The sequence below is a fragment of the Anaerophaga thermohalophila str. Valhall genome (assembly GCF_000250735.1).
Classification (GTDB): domain Bacteria; phylum Bacteroidota; class Bacteroidia; order Bacteroidales; family Marinilabiliaceae; genus Anaerophaga; species Anaerophaga thermohalophila_A.
This window is the reverse complement of record NZ_AHZV01000297.1, coordinates 1-24,270: the sequence shown is the minus strand read 5'-3', so window position 1 is coordinate 24,270 and position 24,270 is coordinate 1. Positions and strand designations below refer to the sequence as shown.

The 24,270-nt window shown below is 43.0% G+C and carries 20 protein-coding genes and 1 pseudogene; 14 read left to right on the top strand and 7 right to left on the bottom strand.

Annotation, left to right across the window (positions count from 1 at the left end; translation table 11 throughout):
- Nucleotides 1-50: 50 nt before the first annotated feature.
- The 3 genes from OQ5_RS0115640 to OQ5_RS21325 all read right to left on the bottom strand — a co-directional run bounded on the left by OQ5_RS0115640 (nt 51) and on the right by OQ5_RS21325 (nt 2,783).
- A complete protein-coding gene (locus OQ5_RS0115640; RefSeq protein ID WP_016778390.1) occupies nt 51-1,130 on the bottom strand; it encodes a glycosyltransferase family protein in 1,080 nt (359 codons plus the stop codon).
- Nucleotides 1,131-1,156: 26 nt separating this feature from the next.
- A complete protein-coding gene (locus OQ5_RS0115635; protein WP_016778389.1) occupies nt 1,157-1,384 on the bottom strand; it encodes a hypothetical protein in 228 nt (75 codons plus the stop codon).
- Nucleotides 1,385-1,652: 268 nt separating this feature from the next.
- A complete protein-coding gene (locus OQ5_RS21325) occupies nt 1,653-2,783 on the bottom strand; it encodes a 4-phosphoerythronate dehydrogenase (protein ID WP_016778388.1) in 1,131 nt (376 codons plus the stop codon).
- Nucleotides 2,784-3,234: 451 nt separating this feature from the next.
- Here OQ5_RS21325 and OQ5_RS0115625 point away from each other — a divergent pair, with 451 nt between their 5' ends.
- The 3 genes from OQ5_RS0115625 to OQ5_RS0115615 all read left to right on the top strand — a co-directional run bounded on the left by OQ5_RS0115625 (nt 3,235) and on the right by OQ5_RS0115615 (nt 6,745).
- Nucleotides 3,235-5,262, top strand: a complete 2,028-nt coding sequence (locus OQ5_RS0115625; RefSeq protein WP_016778387.1) for a transketolase family protein — start codon at nt 3,235-3,237, stop codon at nt 5,260-5,262.
- Nucleotides 5,263-5,364: 102 nt separating this feature from the next.
- Nucleotides 5,365-5,901, top strand: a complete 537-nt coding sequence (locus tag OQ5_RS0115620) for a ribosome maturation factor RimM (RefSeq protein WP_016778386.1) — start codon at nt 5,365-5,367, stop codon at nt 5,899-5,901.
- Between the two features lie 169 nt (nt 5,902-6,070).
- On the top strand, nt 6,071-6,745 hold the full coding sequence (locus OQ5_RS0115615) for a hypothetical protein (protein ID WP_016778385.1): 675 nt from the start codon (nt 6,071-6,073) through the stop codon (nt 6,743-6,745).
- A 7-nt stretch (nt 6,746-6,752) separates the two neighbouring features.
- On the opposite strand, the gene OQ5_RS0115610 is transcribed toward OQ5_RS0115615, so the two are convergent.
- From OQ5_RS0115610 to OQ5_RS0115595, 4 genes are all read right to left on the bottom strand, one after another.
- The gene (locus OQ5_RS0115610; RefSeq protein ID WP_016778384.1) at nt 6,753-7,184 is read right to left on the bottom strand and encodes an acyl-CoA thioesterase; all 432 of its coding nucleotides are present in this window, start codon (nt 7,182-7,184) and stop codon (nt 6,753-6,755) included.
- 46 nt (nt 7,185-7,230) lie between these two features.
- Complete coding sequence (locus OQ5_RS0115605; RefSeq protein ID WP_016778383.1) at nt 7,231-7,800, bottom strand: L-threonylcarbamoyladenylate synthase; 570 nt, start codon at nt 7,798-7,800, stop codon at nt 7,231-7,233.
- A gap of 299 nt (nt 7,801-8,099) precedes the next feature.
- Nucleotides 8,100-8,921 carry a 2,3,4,5-tetrahydropyridine-2,6-dicarboxylate N-succinyltransferase gene (locus OQ5_RS0115600; protein WP_016778382.1) on the bottom strand — a complete coding sequence of 274 codons (822 nt, stop codon included), beginning with the start codon at nt 8,919-8,921 and terminating at the stop codon, nt 8,100-8,102.
- Nucleotides 8,922-9,299: 378 nt separating this feature from the next.
- Nucleotides 9,300-10,199: a diaminopimelate dehydrogenase gene (locus tag OQ5_RS0115595; RefSeq protein ID WP_016778381.1), complete on the bottom strand. Its 900-nt coding sequence runs from the start codon at nt 10,197-10,199 to the stop codon at nt 9,300-9,302.
- Nucleotides 10,200-10,709: 510 nt separating this feature from the next.
- On the opposite strand from OQ5_RS0115595, the gene OQ5_RS0115590 reads away from it, so the two are divergent.
- The 11 genes and pseudogenes from OQ5_RS0115590 (at nt 10,710) to leuB (ending at nt 24,040) form a co-directional block, all read left to right on the top strand.
- A complete protein-coding gene (locus OQ5_RS0115590; protein ID WP_016778380.1) occupies nt 10,710-11,438 on the top strand; it encodes a hypothetical protein in 729 nt (242 codons plus the stop codon).
- A gap of 451 nt (nt 11,439-11,889) precedes the next feature.
- Complete coding sequence (gene ilvD / locus OQ5_RS0115580; RefSeq protein WP_026055336.1) at nt 11,890-13,716, top strand: dihydroxy-acid dehydratase; 1,827 nt, start codon at nt 11,890-11,892, stop codon at nt 13,714-13,716.
- Between the two features lie 187 nt (nt 13,717-13,903).
- Nucleotides 13,904-14,125 (top strand): annotated as a pseudogene (locus tag OQ5_RS24905) (thiamine pyrophosphate-binding protein); the annotation flags it as partial.
- Nucleotides 14,118-15,638 (top strand): biosynthetic-type acetolactate synthase large subunit, encoded by a 1,521-nt coding sequence (gene ilvB / locus OQ5_RS21320; protein ID WP_016778377.1) that lies wholly within the window; start codon nt 14,118-14,120, stop codon nt 15,636-15,638. The pseudogene OQ5_RS24905 and the gene ilvB, both read left to right, overlap by 8 nt.
- 189 nt (nt 15,639-15,827) lie before the next feature.
- Nucleotides 15,828-16,382, top strand: a complete 555-nt coding sequence (gene ilvN / locus OQ5_RS0115570) for an acetolactate synthase small subunit (RefSeq protein WP_026055335.1) — start codon at nt 15,828-15,830, stop codon at nt 16,380-16,382.
- A gap of 21 nt (nt 16,383-16,403) precedes the next feature.
- Nucleotides 16,404-17,456 carry a ketol-acid reductoisomerase gene (ilvC, locus tag OQ5_RS0115565; RefSeq protein WP_016778375.1) on the top strand — a complete coding sequence of 351 codons (1,053 nt, stop codon included), beginning with the start codon at nt 16,404-16,406 and terminating at the stop codon, nt 17,454-17,456.
- 127 nt (nt 17,457-17,583) lie between these two features.
- Nucleotides 17,584-19,080 carry a 2-isopropylmalate synthase gene (locus OQ5_RS0115560; RefSeq protein WP_016778374.1) on the top strand — a complete coding sequence of 499 codons (1,497 nt, stop codon included), beginning with the start codon at nt 17,584-17,586 and terminating at the stop codon, nt 19,078-19,080.
- A 66-nt stretch (nt 19,081-19,146) separates the two neighbouring features.
- A complete protein-coding gene (gene leuC / locus OQ5_RS0115555; protein WP_026055334.1) occupies nt 19,147-20,547 on the top strand; it encodes a 3-isopropylmalate dehydratase large subunit in 1,401 nt (466 codons plus the stop codon).
- Nucleotides 20,548-20,734: 187 nt separating this feature from the next.
- Nucleotides 20,735-21,328: a 3-isopropylmalate dehydratase small subunit gene (gene leuD / locus OQ5_RS0115550; RefSeq protein WP_016778372.1), complete on the top strand. Its 594-nt coding sequence runs from the start codon at nt 20,735-20,737 to the stop codon at nt 21,326-21,328.
- Nucleotides 21,329-21,416: 88 nt separating this feature from the next.
- On the top strand, nt 21,417-22,964 hold the full coding sequence (locus OQ5_RS0115545; protein ID WP_016778371.1) for an alpha-isopropylmalate synthase regulatory domain-containing protein: 1,548 nt from the start codon (nt 21,417-21,419) through the stop codon (nt 22,962-22,964).
- Between the two features lie 8 nt (nt 22,965-22,972).
- A complete protein-coding gene (gene leuB / locus OQ5_RS0115540; protein ID WP_016778370.1) occupies nt 22,973-24,040 on the top strand; it encodes a 3-isopropylmalate dehydrogenase in 1,068 nt (355 codons plus the stop codon).
- Nucleotides 24,041-24,270 lie beyond the last annotated feature (230 nt).

Here is a 24,270-nt window from a genome sequence, read left to right as displayed (position 1 = left end):
GTAATAGATAATTTATGAATAATGCAGGTTAAAAAAGACACTAAAAATAATCAACTCATTTTGCCTATAGCGATTTGTTGTTCAATTTTGCGGTAAAAAGAAAGAACAGGGAATACATGCTTGAAGGAAATTTCTGAGTCTTGTTCCTTTTCCATCAGAATCAATTGCTTCACAACTTCCGCAACATTATCCGGATAGTGAACTGCAACACTTTGTTTGGATACTAACCACTCTTTGAGTTTAGGTAATTCAAAAAATGACAGAGCTGAGAGTACTGAAATACCCATAATTCTAAGCATTTCTGCATTACAAGCCTGTTCATATTGATGCTTCATCGGGATAACACACAGTTTTTTCCCAAGAAACAAAGCCTCAGCAGGAGTTTCAAAACCAGCATTGCATAATACACCGGTGCAGCCAGCCATACTTTTTACGAAGTTGTCATTATCAACAGGAAAAACAGAAATATTATTGAAAGAATATGGAACCCTTGCATTTTTTGAAAACACCTCCCACCGAACATTTTGGATTTCAGCCAACACCCCAATGATATGAATATCTGAATATGCCGGCAGATATACTGTATAATGTCCAAAATTTCCTGGTATAATTTCTCTTATCGATTTCCTGATAACAGGTGTGTAAATGTGCTTGTTTATACGTTTAAAGTGAAACCCGGTTTTATAGTATACAGGAGCATAGTACTTTAATATTGTTTTTCCAAGCCAACTGCCAGAAGCAGGATGAGGTGCAGCGCTGTCAGCAACCGCAGCCTGATGACTCATTCCAAAACATTTCTTCCCCCGAATTATACATGCCCATGCAGAAACCGGTTCAAAATCGGAAATCACTAAATCATATTGTTCCACGGGCAGGTTGATTATTTCTCTAAAAAAGCGAACAATTGAATTTTTTCGCCATGTTTTTGCGATATCAACACCCCCCGATTGGCCAAAGAAAAAACCAAATCCCTGAAAACGATACTTCACTTCAAAAGGCAATTTCAACTCACTATGCTGTCCACTAAGCAAGACATCAACATCACCGTATTTTTGAAACTCAGGAACAAGGTCTATAGCTCTTGCAACATGACCGTTCCCGGTTCCCTGAATGGCATATAATATCTTCATCTGAAACAATTTTAGTCCCGTTTTTCCTACATTTTGATGAGTTGAGGCACAACTTTTAGATGAAAGAATGGAAAATAGAAACGAGAGAATTGCCATCCATCAACAATGTCTCTATTAAGTACCAATATCTCAGGATTTATTGCCTTCAAGAAATCAAGAACCCGGAGGGCTTTACAGACATAAGTTTCGAGGCTCAAATCGAAGATAACTTCCGATTTTACGTTTCGTGTTTTGACGTTTTTAATGTTTTGCATCGAATATTCGTTAGAATTCTGATGCAAGAATAATCACTCAGAAAGAATCTATTGTAACCGGAAAGAAAACAAATTGTTAATAATAGTGCGTGTCTATAAACTCGCAAAAAATTTTTACAATCTGTGTGTCTGTTCAGAAAGTGCCAGTTGCAAGGTTTGCGAAGCCGCCAAAAACGGAATTTACTTTTCGTAAATGAGTATTTTGGCGGCAAGCGTAACACATCAAATGGTACTTTATGGACAGGCACTAATTATACACCATAAACCATCACTCCCTCTCAACAACCTTAAATCCCAATAATTCCAGTGCATGCTTTAACTCACTATCCCCGGCCGGAATATGAACCGTCCAGACCGGAAATTCACGCCGAACAGGGTAATTTCCCCGCAACTCTTCAAATTTCTGAGGGTTTTCTGTTAATCGCCGGGAATCTTCAGCCACATCGTAAGTCGCAACAACTGCCCTGGCTATTCTGAGGTTCAGACGTTCGTCACCATCATCTATTGAAACAGACATATCCCCGGGTACGGGTAAGTTTTCAGGATACCACTCATCGAGACCAAGGTGAAACTGACGGCTTATAAAACGGATGGCTGCCGCTGAACCATTGGCTTTTCCATCAACAGCATAGCCGGCAATATGAGGGGTTCCTATCATCAGACGCCTCTGCAACTCGAGTGAAATATCAGGTTCATTTTCCCATACATCTAAAACTCCTCTATCAATAAGGCCCGAACTCAGGCCTTTCATCAAAATCCGTTCGTTCACAACCTCGCCCCTCGAAGAATTTATAAGTACACTACCACGCTTCATCATCAAAAGGGTAGTATCATTCAGCATGTGATAAGTAGGATATTTACCCTCTCTTGTAAGCGGCACATGAAAAGTTACCACATCCGACATTTGCAACAACACGTTGAGATCGACATTTGGAAAGTCCGGATCTTTTTCCTTTCGCGGAGGATCATTCAGAAGCACCTTCATACCAAATGCTTTTCCAACATCGGCCACTTTACTCCCAACATTACCAACTCCAATTATGCCGAGTGTTTTTCCTCTTAAGGGATAATAATTCATCTCCAATGCAGCAAAAACCGATGCAATGTATTGCTTTACCGAACCCGAATTGCACCCCGGCGCATTTGCCCATGCTATGCCGTTTTTTTCCAGCCAGGGTATATCCATGTGGTCAGTACCTATTGTTGCCGAAACAACAGCCTTAACATTGCTGCCTTGCAGCAATTCGTGATTCACTTTTGTCCTGGTACGAACAATCAGTCCGTCCGCATCCTTTACATCCCCGGCACCGATCGAAGCCCCGGGCAAATAAGTAACATCGGCCAGAGAATCAAGAACACCTCTCACAAACAAAATTTTGTCATCGATTACAAGCTTCATAAAATCGTTTTTTCAAGGTCAGATATAGAGCAATGAGTTTGCTCTTAAAAGTCTTTTCACGCCAAATACATGAGTCTGCTCCTAAAAGAGCTATTTTTGTAAAGACAATACTCCGTTAAATTTTCACAGATGTCTGGTAATTAGGCTTTTTTTAACTGACTATTGTGTAAAGATCGAGGCTTCAAAATTACCAATTATCAGTTAATATTAGCGGTTCATTACAAAAAAGCGTACTTATGGAAAAACTCCAACTTGAAAAATATCAACTGTTATTTTAAAAGTACTATTTACTATTTATTTTTCCCTTGCTAAAAAAATAACTACTTTTGTTCTGATAATTATCATTGACTGATTTTTATACTGAAAAAAACAGACCGATTTTATATATTTGCAAACGAAAAATTAAAAAGAACAGACCAGAACAGATAAATAAATCAAAACCGACAATATTATGAGTACAGACATTGCAAAAAGAGCCGCGGACAACATACGTGTGCTTTCGGCTGCTATGGTAGAGAAAGCCAAATCAGGTCATCCCGGCGGCGCTATGGGAGGTGCCGACTTCATTCATATTCTCTTCTCCGAATACATGGAGTTTGACCCGAATAACCGGGCATGGGAACTTCGCGATCGTTTCTTCCTCGATCCCGGGCACATGTCACCCATGCTTTATTCTCAGTTGGCCCTTACCGGAACTTATAGCATGGAAGAACTCGCTAATTTCCGTCAGTGGGGAAGTCCCACGCCAGGCCATCCCGAACTGGAAGTCGAGCGAGGCATAGAGAACACTTCAGGCCCGCTTGGCCAGGGACATACAATGGCTGTCGGGGCCGCTATTGCCGAGAAATTTCTTTCTCAGAAATTCGGTCTCTGGAGCTCGCACACTATCTACACTTTCATTTCAGACGGAGGCATTCAGGAAGAGATATCTCAGGGAGCCGGTCGTCTGGCAGGGTTTCTCGGTCTCGGGAACCTGGTAATGTTTTACGACTCCAACGATATCCAACTGTCAACCGAAACCAAACTTGTGTCAATAGAAGATACTGCCCAAAAATATGAATCATGGGGATGGGCGGTAAAAACCATCGACGGTCATGATCATTCCCAGATACGCGAAGCACTTGACGAAGCAAAAAAGACAACCGACAAACCTTTCCTTATCATTGGAAAGACCATTATGGGGAAAGGAGCCTTAACAGAGGACGGTGACTCTTTTGAACGCAAAGTATCCACTCACGGTCAACCTTTGGGTGCTGCAGGCGCATCGTTCAGGAAAACCATTGAGAACCTGGGTGGAAATCCCGAGCAACCCTTTGCTATTTTCCCTGATGTAGCAGAATACTATAAAAAAGTTATGGAAGAAAAAGCTGTTCAGGCCGAACGAAAAAAAGCCGAGCAGCAGGCCTGGGAAAAGGCAAACCCGGAACTTGCCGAAAAATTCCATAAATTTTTTAACAGCGAGGCGCCGAATATTGATTATGCAGCTATTGAACAAAAACCCAATTCAGCATCTCGTGCTTCGTCAGGGACTGTTCTCTCTCATTTTGCAGATCATGTGGAAAATATGATTGTCATGTCGGCCGACCTGAGCAATTCAGATAAAACAGATGGTTTTCTGAAGAAAACGCAACCCATGACAAAAGGCGACTACTCCGGACAATTTGTTCATACCGGCGTATCTGAACTGACAATGGCGGCACTGGCCAATGGTATGGCATTGCATGGTGGTGTTATCCCGGTATGTGGAACCTTCTTCGTGTTCTCCGACTACATGAAGCCTGCCGTTCGTCTGGCAGCCCTTATGCAACTACCTGTAAAATACGTCTGGACACACGATGCTTTCCGTGTCGGAGAAGATGGCCCCACTCATCAGCCGGTTGAGCAAGAGGCACAAATTCGCCTTATGGAAAAACTCAAGAACCATAAAGGAGAAAACAGCATGCTGGTGCTTCGCCCGGCCGATGCCAACGAAACTACTGTTGCTTGGCAAATGGCCATGGAAAATACAAAGACACCAACGGCTTTGATCCTTTCGCGCCAAAACATACCAAATCTGCCCGAAAGCAGCTACCACAGGGCTTTGGGTGCTAAAAAAGGTGCATATATCGTTCAAAAAGATGAAGGAAAAACCGACCTGATTATGGTGGGTAACGGCTCCGAAGTTTCTACTATGGTTGAAGGAGCTGAACTTCTCCGTAAAGAAAAAGGATTGAAAATACAGGTAGTTTCCGCTATTTCAGAAGGACTTTTCCGGAACCAGGCCGAAGAGTATCAAAAAGAAGTTCTACCGGACGATATTCCCAGATTCGGTCTGACAGCAGGACTGCCGGCAACCATCGAAGGTCTGACCGGGCCCAATGGCCTGGCCACAGGCCTGGACCACTTTGGCTATTCAGCACCTTACAAAGTTCTTGATGAGAAATTTGGATTTACTGGTAAAGCAGTTTACGATGCGGTTTGCAAATTTCTGAATTTGTAATAATCGGCTGTAACGTTTGATATAAAGACCTCTCCGATTAACTTTGGGGAGGTTTTTTTCTGTCTGTTGCATCTTTTAATCAAACAATTGTATTTTCGTATCATGCTTGAGAAATCCGATTTCATACCTGTCGGCAAAGTAGCCAAACCGCACGGAACCGGTGGAGAAACAGCCATAAGACTTTTCCCCGAAACAGAGTCTTACGATATGCAACCTTCGTTTATTTTTATTGAAATAGACAACGGTCTTGTCCCCTTCCGCGTTAGTGGGTTCCGGTATAAGACCGATGACATAATTCTTATAAAATCGCCTTTTCTCTCTTCAGAAAACAAAATCAGAGCATTGATGGATTGTACAGTATACCTTTCTCCTGAAGAGATCATCAAAGCGCCGGCAGGAATGACAAATCTCAACGCTTTTACAGGTTATCAGGCAGTTGACAGAAAAAAAGGACTTATCGGTAAAGTAACAGGTATCCGCGATATTACAGGGAATCCGCTATTTATTATAAATACCCCGGACGATGAAATCCTGATTCCAATAGCGGAAGAATTTATTGTGCACATTAATCGCGAAGCAAAAACAATTGAGCTGGAACTGCCCGATGGACTACTGAATTTAAATCCAACAGACAGATAGTGCAGTTAGTTATTTTTGATGTGGGAGGAACCGAATTTAACTGTGGAATAATAAACTCCTTGTATCTGGCTAAATATTATATCTAAAAATCTAATGATCTATTGGTTATATTAAACAAAGTTTTAGTATCTTCGTAAAAGTATTATCTACACCAAACCAATTTAATCCTATGCTGAGAAAAACCCTTACCGCCGCGACTGCTATCATCCTTGGACTAATATCTACCGCCACCATTGGTGGAATCGGAATTTTAATAGTAATGACAACTGCCGGAATAGCAGCATTGCTAATTGCAGTTTTGTTTCTTTCGGGCGGATTTCTGCTTGGTTACAAAGTCTACAAAACTGCTCTTACCAGAGGGCTGGTCAACTTCATCACTGCTGTAAATGCATCGCCCGACTTTGATAACCTTGAACCTTCTGACAATTCAAACCACCGACTTTATGACATTCCTGAATATATTTCGGCATTTGAAAAACATGAATATCTGTTTAACGGTGGAACAATAAGAATATGGGGCAATTACACCTTTCCCGGATTTAATTCCTTCAATAAAATTGAGTCTGTTAAATCTCCGAAAGCAGATCTGCTCCAGATTACTTTCAGCAATGGAAACATACTCAGTATTTTGGCCCCTGAAAGCATTATTGAAGGAGATTCCTATCTAAAAGTGATCAACTGCCAGAAAGCAGAATGGGTGTGGACTGATGCCTCGACCAATTCTCTTGTTTCTGCCACGTTTGAGTTGCAAAACAATCGGGTCAATGTTATCGCCCCAGGCAACATCACTGTCAGCCAGTACCACTTTCAGCCGGGAGAACCGGCTATTGTTTTGTTGGAGTAGAAACAGACTAAAAACTATTTCCCTCGTATGCTCTAACAGCATCACGCCATTCCTCAGGCAAAACAAAAGACGTTCCGCTACTTTTCCGAAAACCGGCCATCACCGATTCACATACAGAAAGTGGCTCATCCGAACCCTCCTCAATAATCCACTGTATCATTTTGAGGCTTTTGTTGCCGAGTTTTACAACGCGGGTAAGAACTTCAATGGATTGCCCCAGAAATATTTGGCTCATGAAGTCTGTTTTTGTATTCACCACAACCAGCTGGTCGTCACGCGAAGTATCTCCGGGAAGCCATCCTAACACGTCTTGCATGTAATACATACGACCCAGGTCATAATAGTCATTATACACCCCGTTATTGATATGTCCAAAACCGTCCACATCGCTAAAGCGCATCTGAACGGGTAACCTGTGTTTGAAATCCGAAATTTTCATATTGTTTTTGAGGAAAAGTACAAAAATCAAGTAACAAAAAAGTATCTCACTCCCGGATTACTTTAACCTGACCATCCACTCCCAGCTTAATAATGCCGGACGGTGCAGGACTATTCATTTCCTCCTGGCGGTATTTAACCACATAATCAACACCCTTAACGATTTTTTCACTGATTTCACCGAAATTTGCCGGTGAAGGTTCACCGCTCACATTGGCCGAAGTGGACACCACGGGTTTACGGAATTTTTGGCATAATGAACGCGAAAAAGCTTCTTTCGTTACACGAATGCCAATACTTCCATCCTCTGCCAGCAAATTCCCGGCAAGATTCTTCCCCCCCGGGTAAACAATTGTCAACGGTTTATCAGATAATTCAATAAGATTGTACGCCATTTCAGGAACTTCCCGGATATAAGAATTCAGTCTGACTTCGTTCTCCACCAGCACCAACATACTTTTACTGTCGGCACGTTTTTTTAACTCATATATTCGTCTGACTGCATTCGGATTTGTGGCATCGCAACCTATTCCCCAAATGGTATCGGTAGGATAAAGTATAAGTCCACCATTTTGAAGCACTTCAACCGCTTTCTTTAAGTCTTCCTGATAATCCATAACATCATATTTTTGTCATCAGCAAATATAAAGGGAATCCACTATAAGACCGAAATATCATATATGAGTGTGATATAAAAAGACATATTTTTGGCAGAATCAAGGCGTTTTAAATTTTTGTACCGGAGTTAATTCGTTGTTAATGAGGATGCAAAAATTTAGAACAACACAGAGTTTGGCAATAAAGATGCTTTTTAGACCGCACTCACATATAAAAAGCCGGAAGCTCAAATAATCAGTAACTACTCCCGGCTCCTTCTATTTTTTCACTGTTTCTTTGCAACTTAGGCGTTAAAAAATCAGACCGCCACACCAAAGTCACGCAAAGCATTGTTTAGTGACGTCTTTTTGTCTGTCGATTCCTTTCGTTGTCCGATAATTAAGGCTGCAGGAACCTGATACTCACCGGCAGGGAACTTCTTGGTATAACTACCCGGTATAACCACCGACCGTGGAGGCACAAAACCCTTATATTCTTTAGGTTCTGTTCCACTGACATCAATAATTTTTGTCGAACCCGTCAATACTACATTGGCACCCAAAACAGCTTCTTTCCCAACACGGCAGCCTTCTACAACAATACACCTGGAGCCGATAAAAGCATTGTCCTCAATAATAACCGGCGCAGCCTGGACAGGTTCCAGTACACCACCGATACCAACTCCCCCGCTCAGATGAACATTCTTTCCGATCTGTGCACAACTCCCAACAGTAGCCCAGGTATCCACCATCGTACCCGAATCCACATAAGCACCAATATTCAGATACGATGGCATCATCACAACTCCTCTTCCTATAAACGCGCCATAACGGGCAACTGCATGGGGCACAACACGAGCGCCCAATTCTTTATAATTTCTTTTGAGTGCCATTTTATCATGAAACTCAAACGGCCCCAATTCAATTGTTTCCATTTGTTTCATGGGGAAGTACAGAATGACCGCCTTCTTTATCCAGTCATTTACTTTCCATTCATCCTCATTTAAAGGCTCTGCAACCCGGATTTCACCCCTATCAAGTCTGTCTATCACATTTCTGATAGCTTCCTGCGTTTCTTCCAGCTCCAAAAGAGACCTGTCGTCCCAGGCCTTTTCCACTCTTTCTTTTAAATTATTTTCCATAATAGCGTTTTTACTTTCAAAATATTTATCCGTATAAAATTAGTCTAAGTTATTGGCCGAATGGAACTCGCTTGTAAGATTTTTACATATTCTTTTTGTGGCAAACCTGTCTATGTTCATTTCATCTTACATCTTATATCTAAAAATCTAATGATCTATTGTGGCAAACCTTGTTATGCTCGTTTCATAAGGAAAAACCATTGGTTTTAAGGCCGCCCGAAGAGCCTCTCCGACTATTGTAACAAAAAAGGCCATTGAATGATTCATCTTATCAATGGCCTTTTTATTGCCGTCCTGACAAACAGGTTATTAGCCCTCGTATTTATTTACTCATTCGGCCTCCCTGCTATCCGTTATCTTTGTATAGATGAGTGTGATCTAAACCAAAGTTTTAAGCAAGGTTTCTTTGTCTCCCAAAAGATAATCGATCGGAGCAATTTCAGGCATAGTATAAGCCCCGGGTTGTTGTTTTAAAACAGCTCTTGCACAAGACACAAGTATTTGTGATGTAAGTGCAGGGTTATTAATTTTCATGTGAAACTCAAACAACTGATTCTGGGTTTTTCCGGAAACGCCTTTATGCTCCAGCACGACCCCGTGCCCCATATCTTTAAGTTCATCAACACTTGGAACAGCAATTACATGCGTTTCATCATTACTGAAATAACTGTCTGACTTAATCTCAGATGTGACTTTTTCTATACTGGCTCCGTCTTCAAGCTCAACATAAACCATGCGACGGTGAATTCCTGTACCGGTGGGAATGGTCATAGAAAGCGCATCTTTTACCCCGTCTTTATCTTTGGCTGCAACAGAATGCCCCATGCTCATCCCGGGCCCGAAGTTTGTGTATGTAAGTCCTTTGGGAGCCATTGCCTTCAGCAGTGTACGAACCACTGAATCGCTCCCGGGGTCCCATCCCGCAGATATTATAGCTTTAGAATTATTCTTTTTCCCGGTTTCGTCCAGAAGAGAACGAAGTTTAAGCATCTCTTCGCCATGAATATCAAAGCTATCCACGGTGCATATGCCTTTTTCCATGATTTTTTTAGCAGTTTCCGGAATCTTTCTGGTTGGAGAACAAAGTATTGCTACGTCAACCTTTCCCAAATCCGAAATATCACTAACTACTTTAACATTGGCCAACTCTGGAGGATTATTCTCTGCAGAACGACGAACCACCCCGGCAAGTTCCATATCGGGAGCGGCATCGACTGCTTCCACTGCAAATCTTCCAATGTTTCCGTAACTTACAACTGCTACTCTAATTTTACTCATAAAGTTCTTGTTTTGATTTATTGTTCATTTTCAAATCACAAATATACAAAATGTGAATAAGGATTTGAAATTGAAATCATTTAATCCTGTTTTATTACATTTTGTTTTATTTTTATTGATTTTTGTTAGATTTTTATATTCCAAAATCCATGATGAGGCCTTTCAATGTTAAACAACAACAAGCAATAGGTATTACTTGCCCCGGGAATCGGGTATTAATACAACTTCAACAATTTTGAGTCTCCACCTAAAAGAATTTCTATTAGGTACAGTTTTTGATAATCTCACCACCAGGGATTTTCTCTTATTCATATAGACCATAAGATTTTTAGGTTATAAATACAAGATGACCGTACAATCTTAAAATACTGCACTATAACAAATAAATATTTGATGATAAACATCTGGTTCGCAGTATATTACAAAACTTAAAAGAGTGAAATAACTTAGACAAAAACCACATTTATTGAGTAATCCGGGAATTGCATCCAGTACCTTAACATTTTCTCAATGAGAGTAATATTTTTCATAATTGTTTTTTCCTTTCTTCCATGCCTGTTCTGTTTGGGACAAAATCATGACAAAGTAAGAGTAACCGGAATTGTTTGTAATAAGGAAACTCGAAAGCCGCTAAACTACGCTCAATTAGTAAGCTTCAACACCTTACTGTCACATACAACAGATTCCGACGGTAACTTCGCAATTTACCTGGGGGAAAACGACTCGGTAAAAATTGTCTCCATGGGGTTTGAGGGAGTTGTTTGGAGAACCGAAGACTTTCTAAAAACCAAAGGCCGTGATACCATTTTCATGGAGCCGGCAACTTATATGCTTAATGAAGTAACAGTAAATGCACATGACCGTTCCATCAATCTGAACCTGCCAGGTAACATTGGGATAAATGTAGACCCTGATGCAGACCCCGACCGTTCTGTCCCCAAACCATCGGTTGGTATGATTTCCTCTCCACTCACTTTAGCGCATTCAGCTTTTAGCAAGAAAGCAAAAAATCAACGGAACTTAAAAAAAGCCATCAATAAAGAAAAGGAAATGGCGCTGTGGAACAACATACTCGCATCTGGTTTGTTAAAAGAGTGGACAGAACTGGAAGGAAAAGAGTTGGAAGATTTCACCATATTTTGCAACACAAAGATTTCTGTAAGCAAAACAGACAATGTACTTACAATTTACAACAAAGTAACATCTCTTTTGAATATATATAAAAACAAAAAGGAATAATCATTCGTTATCATAAACAATTGGCAAGAACTTTTAATATTCGAAAAAACTGAGTGTTCCAATAGAAAAAAGCAATCACTACAACAGATAGTTACATACAAACAAGAAGATTTCCATCTTGAAAAAAATAAAATGTTCAATTTTTTTTCGCCCCGAAACTAAGATTTCATCAGCAATAAGGGGTAAAAAATCATAAAATTGCAAGAAAAAATGAATTTTTTATTACAAAATACTTGATGGTAATTTGAAAATATATACATTTGCACAGAACAAATAAATTTGAATTGAATATGAACCTTTTTCTATCACTCATTCTCGTCAATATTATTATTCTCGTGGGACAACCAGGCAGAAGTGAGAATGGTGTATAGCTAAATAAACTAAAAGATTTTTAAACCCCTCTCACTTCTGCGTGAGAGGGGTTTTTAATTTAAGGAAAGCAATCTGTATAATGAAACGAACATTAAGAAGTAACACAACAACGCAAGGACGCAGAATGGCCGGTGCCAGAAGCCTGTGGCGTGCCAATGGCATGAAAGAAGAACAAATGGGCAAACCACTCATTGCCATTGTAAATTCTTTCACCCAATTCGTCCCCGGGCACGTGCATCTCCACCATATTGGCCAGGAGATTAAACAAATTGTCGAAAAACAGGGTTGCTTTGCTGCTGAATTCAACACCATTGCCATTGATGACGGCATAGCAATGGGGCACGATGGCATGCTGTATTCTCTTCCGTCACGCGACCTCATCGCCGACAGTGTAGAATACATGGTTAATGCGCATCAGGCCGACGCCATGATATGCATCAGCAATTGCGACAAAATCACTCCCGGAATGCAGATGGCTGCTATGCGTCTTAACATCCCGACCATCTTCGTTTCCGGAGGCCCCATGGAAGCCGGCAACAATAACGGCACTGCTCTCGACCTCATCGATGCCATGGTTCTGGCTGCTGATGACAATGTTTCCGACGATGAAGTACTGGCCGTCGAACAGAACGCGTGCCCTACCTGCGGCTCCTGCAGCGGTATGTTTACTGCCAATTCCATGAACTGTCTAAATGAAGCCATCGGACTGGCACTTCCGGGAAACGGGACCATTGTAGCAACGCATGTCAACAGAAAAAAATTATTCGAAGAGGCTGCCCACAAGATTGTGGACCTTGCCTATCGATATTATCGCGATGGAGACGAGTCGGTATTGCCGCGTTCAATAGCATCTAAACAAGCTTTTATGAATGCTATGACGCTCGACATTGCTATGGGAGGCTCTACCAATACTGTACTCCACCTTTTGGCTATAGCACATGAAGCCGGCGTGGACTTTACATTAAAAGATATTGACAATTTATCACGCAAAACCCCGGTATTATCCAAAGTGGCCCCTAACAGTCATTTTCACATACAGGATGTTAACAGAGCAGGTGGAATTTTGGGAATATTGGCCGAACTGGCACGACACAACCTCATCGACACCAACGTTGGACGAATCGATTATCCAACACTTGCCGATGCACTTAAAGAACATGATCTAAGAAGTCCGGATGTAACGGAAGCAGCGAAAGAAAAATATAAAAGTGCGCCGGCCGGATTCCGCAATCTTGTTCTGGGCTCTCAAAACGCTGTATACGACGAATTCGACCTCGATCGGGAGAAAGGCTGCATTCGTGACGTCGAACATGCCTACTCAAAAGACGGTGGACTGGCTGTTCTTTTTGGAAATATTGCCAAAAACGGCTGTATCGTAAAAACAGCCGGGGTTGATGAATCCATCTTGCATTTCGAAGGGATTGCAAAAGTCTATGAATCACAGGATGCAGCCATCGATGGCATACTATCGGGCGATGTAAAAGCAGGCGATGTTGTCGTCATAAGATACGAAGGGCCCAAAGGCGGTCCTGGTATGCAGGAAATGCTTTATCCTACTTCTTACATTAAATCGCGTCACCTGGGGAAAGAATGTGCCCTCATTACCGATGGCCGTTTCTCAGGTGGTACATCCGGCTTGTCAATTGGCCATATTTCTCCCGAAGCAGCAGCCGGAGGAGAAATTGCACTGATTGAAACCGGTGATAGAATAATTATAGACATACCTCAACGAAGTATCAATGTCGACATTTCAGACAAAGAAATGGAACAAAGACGTCAAAAAGAAATAAACAAAGGCAAAATGGCTTTTAAGCCTGGCCCGAGAAATCGCAAAGTATCTAAAGCACTTAAAGCTTATGCTTCAATGGCCGCATCAGCAGATAAGGGAGCTGTAAGACTGATATAATTAGTGTCTGTCCACAAAGTGCCATTTACTGTGTTACGCTTGCAACTGGCACTATCTGAACAGACACACATATTGTAAAAATTTTTGCGAGCTTATAGGCGAGCACTAATTATAATATCTTGTAACCAGAAAAAGGAGAGCAGGTTTTTTTATTACTATTTTTTTTCTAAACGTAACCATAAACGTTATGGAACCACAATCACAATTACTGATGAAGGAAAAACCCACTGAAACAACAAGAATGAGCGGATCAGAAGCAGTAATGCAATCTCTGCTCAGAGAAGGTACTTCCATTATTTTCGGATACCCGGGAGGGGCCATCATGCCCATATATGATGCTCTCCACAATCACCAGGAAGAACTCCACCATGTGCTGACCCGACATGAACAAGGAGCGCTTCATGCGGCCGAAGGGTATGCGAAAAGTAACAGGGAAAGTTGGTGTATGCTTTGCCACCTCAGGCCCGGGAGCAACCAACACCGTTACGGGCCTGGCCAATGCAATGATGGACTCTACGCCCATAGTCCTAATCACCGGACAGGTTGTTTCATCACTTCTTGGAACGGATGCTTTTCAGGAAACAGACGTAGTGGGTGTTACCCAGCCTGTTACAAAATGGAACTATCAGGTACGAAGGGCTGAAGACATTCCTGCTGCCATTGCAAGAGCATTTTATATTGCCCGATCCGGACGACCCGGCCCTGTTGTTATAGATATTACAAAAGATGCACAGGTCAACGAGCTGGATTTTAATTACGAACCGGTAAAAAGCATACGAAGCTACAAGCCCGAAAGCCCTATCGATTTTCATCAAATTGAGGAAGCTGCCAGGCTTATAAATCTGTCAAAAAAACCATTGGCATTGGTTGGGCAGGGAGTAATTATGGGAAATGCCGAGAAGGAACTGCTCGACTTTATTGAAAAATCCGGCGTACCTGCAGCCTGGACTTTACTCGGGTTATCGGCTATGCCTTCCGATCATCCGCTCAATGTCGGAATGCTCGGTATGCATGGGAACTATGGTCCAAATGTTAAAACCAATGAAGCTGACCTTATTATTGCAATTGGAATGCGATTCGATGATCGTGTTACCGGTGACCTCTCAAAGTATGCAACCAATGCCAAAGTAATTCATCTGGAAATTGATCCGGCTGAAATAAACAAAAATGTGCATGCCGATGTTCCTATTCTCGGAAATGTAAAAAAGACACTTCCTATTCTAACTGATAAAATAACCAAAAACGAACACAACGAGTGGTTGAAGGAGTTTAAAGCTTGTGAACGTATTGAGCACGACCGAATTATTGAAAAAGAAATACATCCTTTAGATAAGGGCATGACCATGGGCGAAGTTATTTCAAAAGTATCAGCAGCCTTTAATGACGATGCTATTATGGTTACCGATGTTGGTCAGCACCAAATGATGGGGGCCCGATATTTCAAGTTCAAACAAACCAGAAGTGTCGTTACTTCAGGTGGTTTGGGAACAATGGGATTTGGGGTTCCTGCAGCCATGGGAGCAAAGCTCGGAAGACCTGACCGCCAGGTCTGTGTTTTTGTAGGCGACGGAGGATTTCAGATGACCATACAGGAACTGGGCACCATCTTCCAGACCCGAATACCGGTTAAGATCGTGTTGCTCAACAATAACTTTCTGGGAATGGTACGTCAGTGGCAGGAGCTGTTCTTCGATAAAAGATATGCTTCAACCGAATTGATCAACCCTGACTTTCAGACTATTGCCAAAGGCTATTTTGTGCCATCGTTAAGAATCACAGAACGTGACAACCTTGATGATGCCATTAAACAGATGGTCGACGCAGAAGGTCCGTTCCTGTTAGAGGTTGTTGTTGAAAAAGAAGGGAATGTTTTCCCAATGGTTCCTGCCGGTGCTTCTGTTTCAGACATCAGACTCGAATAAACGGACGGCTTATTTAAAACCGGTAATGGTGTACAAGGCTTGATACAGGAACTTTAATGAATAAATCGAGAATGAGACAGGGGTTATGACAACAAAAAAATGTATAAATTTTCCCATGCGATTTCCATCAGGCCGATAACTCAAGTCAATTTTATACTGATGAGTTTTAATTCGATAAAACTAAACAAAATGACAATACCCTTAAAAGAAGAGTTTACACTCTCCATATATTCAGAAAACCATGTGGGGCTGCTCAATCAGATCACAACCGTTTTTACCCGACGCCACATAAATATTGAGAGCCTTACCACATCGGAATCGGCTATATCCGGTATTCATAAATTCACGGTTGTCGTTTTTGCAACAGCCGACAATATTGAAAAGCTTGCCAAACAAATAGAGAAACGTATCGATGTATTGAAAGTTTTTGTTTTCCGTGCAGACGAAATAATACATCAGGAGATAGCCCTTTACAAAGTATCGACCGGATCGCTTCTTGGCGGAAACGAAATTGAAATGTTAGTGCGTCAATATGGGGCACGCATACTTGAAATCACACCTGAGTATACGGTTATTGAAAAGACCGGACATAAAAATGAAACCCAGGAACTGTTCGAAAAACTCGAACCTTACGGTGTTTCACAGTTTGTTCGTTCAGGCCGTATCGCGATCACCAAAAACAAAAAAGAACTTCTTGAGACATATCTGAAGAAGTTAGAGACCGATGAAGTTCAATTAAACTAACACAGAAACAACATTTTTATCATGGCAAAAATCAACTTTGGAGGAACCGAAGAAAATGTGGTAACCCGCGAAGAGTTCCCTTTATCAAAAGCACAGGAAGTTTTAAAAGACGAAACCATCGCCGTTATCGGTTATGGTGTCCAGGGACCCGGCCAGGCCTTAAACCTGAAAGACAATGGCTTTAATGTTATTGTTGGCCAGCGTAAAGACTCAAAAAGTTGGGATAAGGCAGTCAATGACGGCTGGGAACCCGGTAAAACGCTTTTCCCCATCGAAGAAGCCCTGGAAAAAGGAACCATTATCCAGTATCTTCTTTCGGATGCCGGTCAAATTGCCGTATGGCCTACCGTGAAGAAACACCTGAAGCCCGGAAATGCACTCTACTTTTCACATGGGTTTGGAATTACCTATAAAGAGCGCACCGGCATCATCCCTCCAGAAGACGTTGACGTTATACTGGTTGCACCAAAAGGGTCGGGAACAAGCCTTCGTCGTATGTTCCTTGAAGGCAGGGGACTGAATTCCAGTTATGCCATTTTTCAGGATGCTACCGGTAAGGCCTTCGATCGCGTTGTTGCCCTGGGAATTGGTGTCGGTAGCGGATACCTGTTTGAAACAACATTTCAGAAAGAAGTATTCAGCGACCTTACAGGCGAACGTGGCACGCTTATGGGAGCCATTCAGGGCATTTTTGCTGCCCAGTACGATGTGCTTCGTGCCAACGGTCACTCTCCGTCAGAAGCCTTCAACGAAACCGTTGAAGAACTCACTCAGAGTTTGATGCCTCTGGTGGCTGAAAACGGAATGGACTGGATGTATGCCAACTGTTCTACCACAGCACAACGCGGTGCGCTCGACTGGTGGAAAAAATTCCGCGATGCCACAATGCCGGTTTTCAAGGAACTTTACGGAGAGGTTGCCAAAGGTATCGAGGCACAACGTTCTATTGATGCAAACAGCCAGAGCGATTATCGCATCAAACTCGAAGAAGAATTGAAAGAACTTCGCGAATCTGAAATGTGGAAAGCCGGGGCTGTAGTACGCACACTTCGCCCCGAAAATCAGAAGAAGTAATCTGATAAAACAAAAGTAATTACCGGACAACCGTTTAAATTAATACGCATTCGTTGTCCGGTAATTTAGCCCGATTAATTCTATGCAAAACAAACCGGAAAAATCCGGACTGAAAAACCATAGCACTATGAGCAACAAAGTCTATATTTTCGACACCACACTGCGGGATGGCGAACAAGTCCCGGGTTGCCAGCTGAATACCATCGAAAAAATCGAAGTGGCCAAGCAGCTGGAAAAACTCGGCGTGGATATTATCGAGGCCGGATTTCCGGTCTCCAGTCCGGGTGACTTCAATTCGGTGGTCGAAATATCCAAAGCCGTAAGTAACCCTGTTATTTGTGCTCTTACCAGAGCCGTTAAAAAAGACATTGAAGTAGCCGCCGACGCCCTGAAATATGCTAAAAAAGGGCGTATTCACACAGGCATTGGCACCTCGTTCTACCATATTAATTACAAACTGAAGTCGAATCCTGAAGAAATCATAAAAAGAGGCGTCGAAGCAGTAAAATATGCACGTAATTTTATTGACGACGTTGAGTTTTATGCAGAAGATGCCGGACGTACCGATAATGAATATCTGGCCCGAGTGGTGGAAGCTGTGATTGCTGCCGGAGCAACGGTGGTTAATATCCCCGACACAACTGGATATTGCCTGCCACAGGAATACGGCGAAAAAATCGCCTACCTGATGAATAATGTTCCAAACATTGACAAGGCAATTATTTCAACTCATTGTCATAACGACCTCGGCATGGCTACGGCCAATTCTATCACAGGAATTTTGAATGGCGCCCGCCAGGTAGAGGTTACCGTTAACGGAATTGGTGAGCGTGCCGGTAACACTTCTCTCGAAGAAGTGGCCATGGCCATTAAAAGCCATAAAGACCTTGACCTTGAGACCGGCATCAACAGCAAAGAAATAATAAAAAGCAGCCGTCTGGTATCGACCCTGATGCGCATGCCTGTTCAGCCCAATAAAGCCATAGTCGGGCGAAATGCGTTTGCACATTCTTCAGGAATACATCAGGACGGTGTTCTTAAGAACCGCGAAAACTACGAAATCATTGACCCGGCCGAAGTAGGTGTCAAAGAATCATCAATTGTACTGACTGCCCGAAGCGGACGTGCAGCACTGAAACACAGGCTCCAGGTTTTGGGATACGATTTCGAACCTCAGGAACTTGATGAAGTATATCAACGTTTCCTCGAACTGGCCGACAAGAAGAAGGACATCACCGACGAAGATTTACAGATACTCGCCGGAAGAGAACAAAATAAGGAAAATAAACCGCTTCAACTGGAACTTCTGCAGGTGATTTGTGGTAAGTCGACAATTCCGACAGCTACAGTGCAGGTGAGTTTCAATGGTGATGTATTTACAGAAACAGCCTCGGGCAACGGCCCCATCGATGCAGCTTTCACAGCAGTAAAGGCGCTAATCAAACGCCGTGTGCGCCTCGAAGAGTTTCTTATTCAGGCAATTACCCGTGGCAGCGACGACCTCGGAAAAGTTCATGTTCAGGTTGAGCACAAAGGTCAGACCTATTATGGCTTTGCAGCTCATACCGACATCATTACCGCATCGGTAGAAGCATTCCTCGATGCCGTCGGGAAAATTGCATAGATGCATTCTGGTGCAGTATACAATGCAGAAGAGAATAATTTAGTAACCTTTAAAAACGATAATACCTTGGCAGGAAAAACTTTATTTGAAAAAATATGGGACAAGCATGTGGTAACAAAAGTTGATGGTGGTCCAGGTGTGCTTTACATCGACCGTCACTTTGTTCATGAAGTGACCAGTCCCCAGGCTTTTGCAGGTTTAAGGAACCGTGGCATAAAAGTCCGTCGACCCGAAAAAACAGTAGCAACCGCCGACCATAACATTCCAACCCTTGGACAGGATCAGCCCATCCGCGATGAATTGAGCCGTTTTCAGGTCAATAAACTGGCTGAAAACTGCCGGGAGTTCGGAGTTTCTCTCTTCGGGCTCAACCATCCATGGAATGGCATTGTTCATGTTATAGGGCCCGAACTGGGTATTACCAGGCCAGGCATGACTATTGTCTGCGGCGACAGTCATACCTCTACCCACGGTGCTTTTGGAAGTATTGCTTTTGGTATTGGCACCAGCGAAGTAGAAATGGTGCTGGCCACTCAAACATTACTCCAGAACAAGCCCAAAACCATGCGCATAAACATTGAAGGCGATCTGGGAAAAGGAGTAATGTCAAAAGACATTGTGCTATATATTATCTCACAAATTGGTACAGGTGGCGCAACCGGTTACTTTGTAGAGTTTGCCGGGTCGGCCATTCGGAGTCTTTCCATGGAAGCACGAATGACCATCTGTAACATGAGTATAGAAATGGGCGCACGCGGAGGCATGATCGCCCCGGATGAAACCACTTTTGAGTACGTTAAGGGACGTGAGTTTGCACCCAAAGGCACCGAGTGGGACAAAGCCGTTGAAGAGTGGCGGCAGTTGCCATCAGACCCCGATGCAGAATTTGATAAAGAGCTGACTTTCGATGCTGCCGATATTGAGCCGATGATCACTTATGGCACCAACCCCGGAATGGGAATTGGCATTAGTAAGCGTATCCCCAAAATGGAAGAAATTGAAAAATCGACTCAGGCTACATTTAAAAAGTCGATGCAATATATGGACTTTCAGCCTGGCGATTCGATGATAGGAAAGAAGGTCGATTATGTTTTCCTGGGTAGCTGTACAAACGGACGGATAGAAGACCTGAGAGCATTTGCATCCTTTGTCAAAGGAAAGAAAAAGGCAGAAAATGTGACCGTCTGGATCGTTCCGGGAAGTCATCAGGTTGAAGCTCAAGCCGAAAAAGAAGGAATCCGTCAAATTCTGGAAGAGGCAGGATTTGAAATGCGTCAGCCCGGATGTTCAGCATGCCTGGCCATGAACGACGACAAAATACCTGAAGGCAACTATGCTGTCTCCACTTCCAACAGGAACTTTGAAGGCCGTCAGGGGCCAGGCGCCAGAACCATGCTTGCCAGTCCCATAACGGCAGCGGCTGCAGCCATTACAGGAAAAATAACCGACCCGCGTGACTTTCTTTAACATCAGTAAAATAAAATCAGTTCTAAACTGGTATTCTGGAAAAACACTAAGTAAATAGTGCGTGTCTATAAACTCGCAAAAAATTTTTACAATATCTGTGTCTGTTCAGAAAATGTCATTTACAAGCATATCACAATAAATGGCACTTTAAGGACAGACACTAAGTAATAAACTAATTCGTAAAAAAATGCCAATAGATAAATTCGTAAAACTGCAATCTACCTGTGTTCCGCTGCCCATTGAGAATGTAGATACAGATCAGATAATTCCCGCCAGATTCCTTAAAGCCACAACGCGCGAAGGTTTCGGGGACAATCTGTTTGCCGATTGGCGGTACGATAAATCAGGTAAACCAAGAGAAGATTTTGTATTGAACGACCCAAAATATTCCGGAAAGGTATTGGTGGCCGGACAAAACTTTGGTAGCGGGTCAAGCCGTGAGCACGCGGCCTGGGCGCTGGCAGGTTATGGGTTCAAAGCAGTTGTTTCCAGCTTTTTTGCCGATATCTTTAAGAATAACTCACTCAACAACGGGTTATTACCGGTTCAGGTTTCGAAAGAATTTCTTGAAACACTTTTTAATGCCATCGAAAAGGATCCTGCCACAAAAGTGGAAATTGACCTTGAAAATCAAAAAATCACGATTCTCCCCGATGGCCCGTCTGAGTCGTTCGACATCAATCCCTATAAGAAAAAATGCTTGCTTAACGGGTTTGATGATATCGATTATCTTTTAAACATCAGCGACCATATTGAAGCCTGGGAGAAAGAGCACGCCTGACCCGAACCCATGATTCCAGGCACATGAGTATGAACCTGTGAGGCTGCCCGGAAAATTTTTTCCGGCATCCTCCAACCAACAAAAGCCGATGAAAACCATAGAATTGATGGATACCACCCTGCGGGATGGTGAGCAAACAACGGGCGTATCATTCAACGATGCCGAAAAACTGGCCATCGCCCGTTTGTTACTGGAAGAGGTGAAGGTTAACCGCATCGAGGTGGCCTCGGCGAGGGTCTCCGACGGTGAACTAAAAGCTGTAAAACGATTAACCAAATGGGCCGAAAAACACAATTGCCTTGAATGCATAGAAGTACTGGGCTTCGTTGACGGAACAACTTCCCTCGACTGGATTGAAGAGGCCGGCGGTAAAGTACTAAATTTATTGACCAAAGGTTCGCTGAGACACCTTACCGGTCAATTGCGAAAAACCAAAGAAGAACATCTGGCCGACATAAAAAAGGTTATCGCTGAGGCCGAAAAGAGGGATATCAAAGTAAATGTTTACCTCGAAGACTGGTCTAACGGCATGCTGAATTCCCCTGATTATGTCGAATTTATGGTTGATGGAATTTCGCGGACATCTGTTTGCCGGATCATGTTACCCGATACCCTCGGCATTTTAAATCCCGATCAAACCTTTGAGTTTTGCCGGGCAATGACCCAAAAATTCCCGGAGACTCATTTCGACTATCATGCCCATAATGATTACGATCTCTCCGTAGCCAATGTCTATTATGCCATTAAAGCCGGGGTAAAAGGCATTCACACCACCGTAAACGGCCTTGGTGAAAGAGCAGGTAATGCGCCGCTGGCAAGCATAATCGGTGTAATGAACGACCACCTGAAGGTAGAAAACACAATTGATGAGAGCAAACTCACCAAAATCTCGCGGATGGTCGAAACATTCTCCGGTGTTCGGATACCGGCCAACAAACCGCTTACGGGCGAAAATGTCTTTACACAATGCAGTGGTGTCCATGCCGACGGCGACAACAAAGACAATCTTTACTTCAATACTCTGATGCCCGAAAGGTTCGGCCGGGTAAGACGTTACGCTCTGGGCAAAACATCGGGGAAAGCCAACATTAAGAAAAACCTCGAAGACCTTGGCATTGAACTGGGACCGGAGGACATGAAAAAAGTTACAAAAAGGGTTATCGAACTTGGCGATAAAAAGGAAAACGTTACACCCGAGGACCTTCCTTATATAATTTCGGATGTTCTGAAAACCGAACGCGTCGATAATCGGATCAAGCTTAAAAACTATCATCTTGCCATCGTGCAGGGTCTGAAACCGGTTGCTACGGTCAGCCTGCAGATTAATAAAGATGTGTTCAATGAAACCTCTGTCGGAGACGGACAGTATGATGCGTTTATGAAAGCACTGTGGCGCATTTACGACAAATTGGGGAAAGAACATCCTGTACTGACCGACTACTGGGTCTCCATTCCACCGGGGGGAAAAACAGATGCACTGGTAGAAACCGTCATTACCTGGGATTACAAAAATCAGGAGTTCAAAACAAGAGGGCTTGATGCCGACCAGACAGAGGCAGCCATTAAAGCCACCATGAAAATGCTTAATATTATCGAAAACAAAGAAAACGGAGTAGTCATTAACGGAAAATCTTAAATAATCACATGAAGTTAAACATTGCTGTACTGCCCGGCGACGGTATCGGGCCCGAGATTGTTGAACAAGCCAGGAAAGCCCTGGATGCTGTTTTTACTAAAAAAGGTCATGAGGCTGTTTACACAGAGGCGCTCGTCGGTGCAATTGCCATCGACAAAACCGGAAATCCATATCCCGATGAAACACATGAATTGTGTATGAACTCGGATGCCGTTCTTTTCGGAGCCATAGGCGATCCCAAATATGACAATGACCCCAAAGCAAAAGTCAGACCGGAACAAGGCCTTCTGTCCATGCGAAAAAAACTCGGCCTCTATGCCAACATCCGTCCGGTAGCTACCTTTCCTTCTCTTCTTCATAAATCGCCATTGCGTGCCGACCTGGTAGAAGGAGCCGACTTCGTAGCTATACGCGAACTGACGGGCGGCATATACTTCGGTCGGCCCCAGGGGCGTTCCGAAGACGGAAGAACCGCTTACGACACCAATGTATACTCCGTGGAAGAAATTGAAAGAATAACACGTTTGGCCTTTGACTTTGCCATGAAACGTCGAAAAAAGCTTACAGTGGTAGACAAAGCCAATGTGCTGGCAACATCAAGACTTTGGCGTGAAACCGTACAGACCATTGCACCCGACTACCCGGAAGTAGAGGTCGAATATATGTTTGTTGACAATGCGGCGATGCAAATAATTCAATGGCCAAAGCGCTTTGATGTGATGGTGACCGAAAATATGTTCGGGGACATTCTCACCGATGAAGCCAGTGTTATCACCGGTTCGCTTGGTCTTTTGCCCTCGGCTTCAATCGGACTACACACCTCGGTTTTTGAACCCATTCATGGTTCATATCCACAGGCTGCAGGTAAAAATATTGCCAATCCGCTGGCTACAATCCTGTCTGCCGCGCTCATGCTTGAATCCGCTTTCAACCTGAAGGAAGAAGCAACTATGATCAGGAAAGCAGTGGATGCCTCATTGGAACAGGGAAAAGTAACCGAGGACATTGATAAAACCAACCCGTTATCTACATCGGCAGTAGGCGACTGGATTGCCGATTACATTTCGGCCATGTAAAGGTTTCTTAATGATATTTCTGTTCTCCCAGCACAAGCCGGTTTCATTAGTAACCGGCTTTTTTGTATAAATGAATGTGGTATAAAAAGGCATATTCTTGTCAAAATCAAGGCATTCTAAATTTTTATACCGGCGTTAACTCATTGTTAATGAGAATGCAAAAATTTAAAACAACAAAAAGTTTGGCAACAAAGATGCTTTTTAGCCTGCTTTATTCATAAGTTTTCGTC

Excerpts from the sequence above, each read along its gene's own strand:
- OQ5_RS0115595 (WP_016778381.1), bottom strand. The coding sequence starts at position 10,199 with ATGAGTAAAATTAGAGTAGCAGTTGTAAGTTACGGAAACATTGGAAGA.
- OQ5_RS0115615 (WP_016778385.1), top strand. The coding sequence starts at position 6,071 with ATGCTGAGAAAAACCCTTACCGCCGCGACTGCTATCATCCTTGGACTA.
- OQ5_RS0115600 (WP_016778382.1), bottom strand. The coding sequence starts at position 8,921 with ATGGAAAATAATTTAAAAGAAAGAGTGGAAAAGGCCTGGGACGACAGG.
- OQ5_RS0115545 (WP_016778371.1), top strand. The coding sequence starts at position 21,417 with ATGAAAACCATAGAATTGATGGATACCACCCTGCGGGATGGTGAGCAA.
- OQ5_RS21325 (WP_016778388.1), bottom strand. The coding sequence starts at position 2,783 with ATGAAGCTTGTAATCGATGACAAAATTTTGTTTGTGAGAGGTGTTCTT.
- ilvD (WP_026055336.1), top strand. The coding sequence starts at position 11,890 with ATGAAACGAACATTAAGAAGTAACACAACAACGCAAGGACGCAGAATG.
- OQ5_RS0115560 (WP_016778374.1), top strand. The coding sequence starts at position 17,584 with ATGAGCAACAAAGTCTATATTTTCGACACCACACTGCGGGATGGCGAA.
- ilvN (WP_026055335.1), top strand. The coding sequence starts at position 15,828 with ATGACAATACCCTTAAAAGAAGAGTTTACACTCTCCATATATTCAGAA.
- ilvC (WP_016778375.1), top strand. The coding sequence starts at position 16,404 with ATGGCAAAAATCAACTTTGGAGGAACCGAAGAAAATGTGGTAACCCGC.
- OQ5_RS0115640 (WP_016778390.1), bottom strand. The coding sequence starts at position 1,130 with ATGAAGATATTATATGCCATTCAGGGAACCGGGAACGGTCATGTTGCA.
- OQ5_RS0115605 (WP_016778383.1), bottom strand. The coding sequence starts at position 7,800 with ATGGATTATCAGGAAGACTTAAAGAAAGCGGTTGAAGTGCTTCAAAAT.
- leuB (WP_016778370.1), top strand. The coding sequence starts at position 22,973 with ATGAAGTTAAACATTGCTGTACTGCCCGGCGACGGTATCGGGCCCGAG.
- OQ5_RS0115610 (WP_016778384.1), bottom strand. The coding sequence starts at position 7,184 with ATGAAAATTTCGGATTTCAAACACAGGTTACCCGTTCAGATGCGCTTT.
- OQ5_RS0115625 (WP_016778387.1), top strand. The coding sequence starts at position 3,235 with ATGAGTACAGACATTGCAAAAAGAGCCGCGGACAACATACGTGTGCTT.
- leuD (WP_016778372.1), top strand. The coding sequence starts at position 20,735 with ATGCCAATAGATAAATTCGTAAAACTGCAATCTACCTGTGTTCCGCTG.
- OQ5_RS0115620 (WP_016778386.1), top strand. The coding sequence starts at position 5,365 with ATGCTTGAGAAATCCGATTTCATACCTGTCGGCAAAGTAGCCAAACCG.
- OQ5_RS0115635 (WP_016778389.1), bottom strand. The coding sequence starts at position 1,384 with ATGCAAAACATTAAAAACGTCAAAACACGAAACGTAAAATCGGAAGTT.
- ilvB (WP_016778377.1), top strand. The coding sequence starts at position 14,118 with ATGCGGCCGAAGGGTATGCGAAAAGTAACAGGGAAAGTTGGTGTATGC.
- OQ5_RS0115590 (WP_016778380.1), top strand. The coding sequence starts at position 10,710 with ATGAGAGTAATATTTTTCATAATTGTTTTTTCCTTTCTTCCATGCCTG.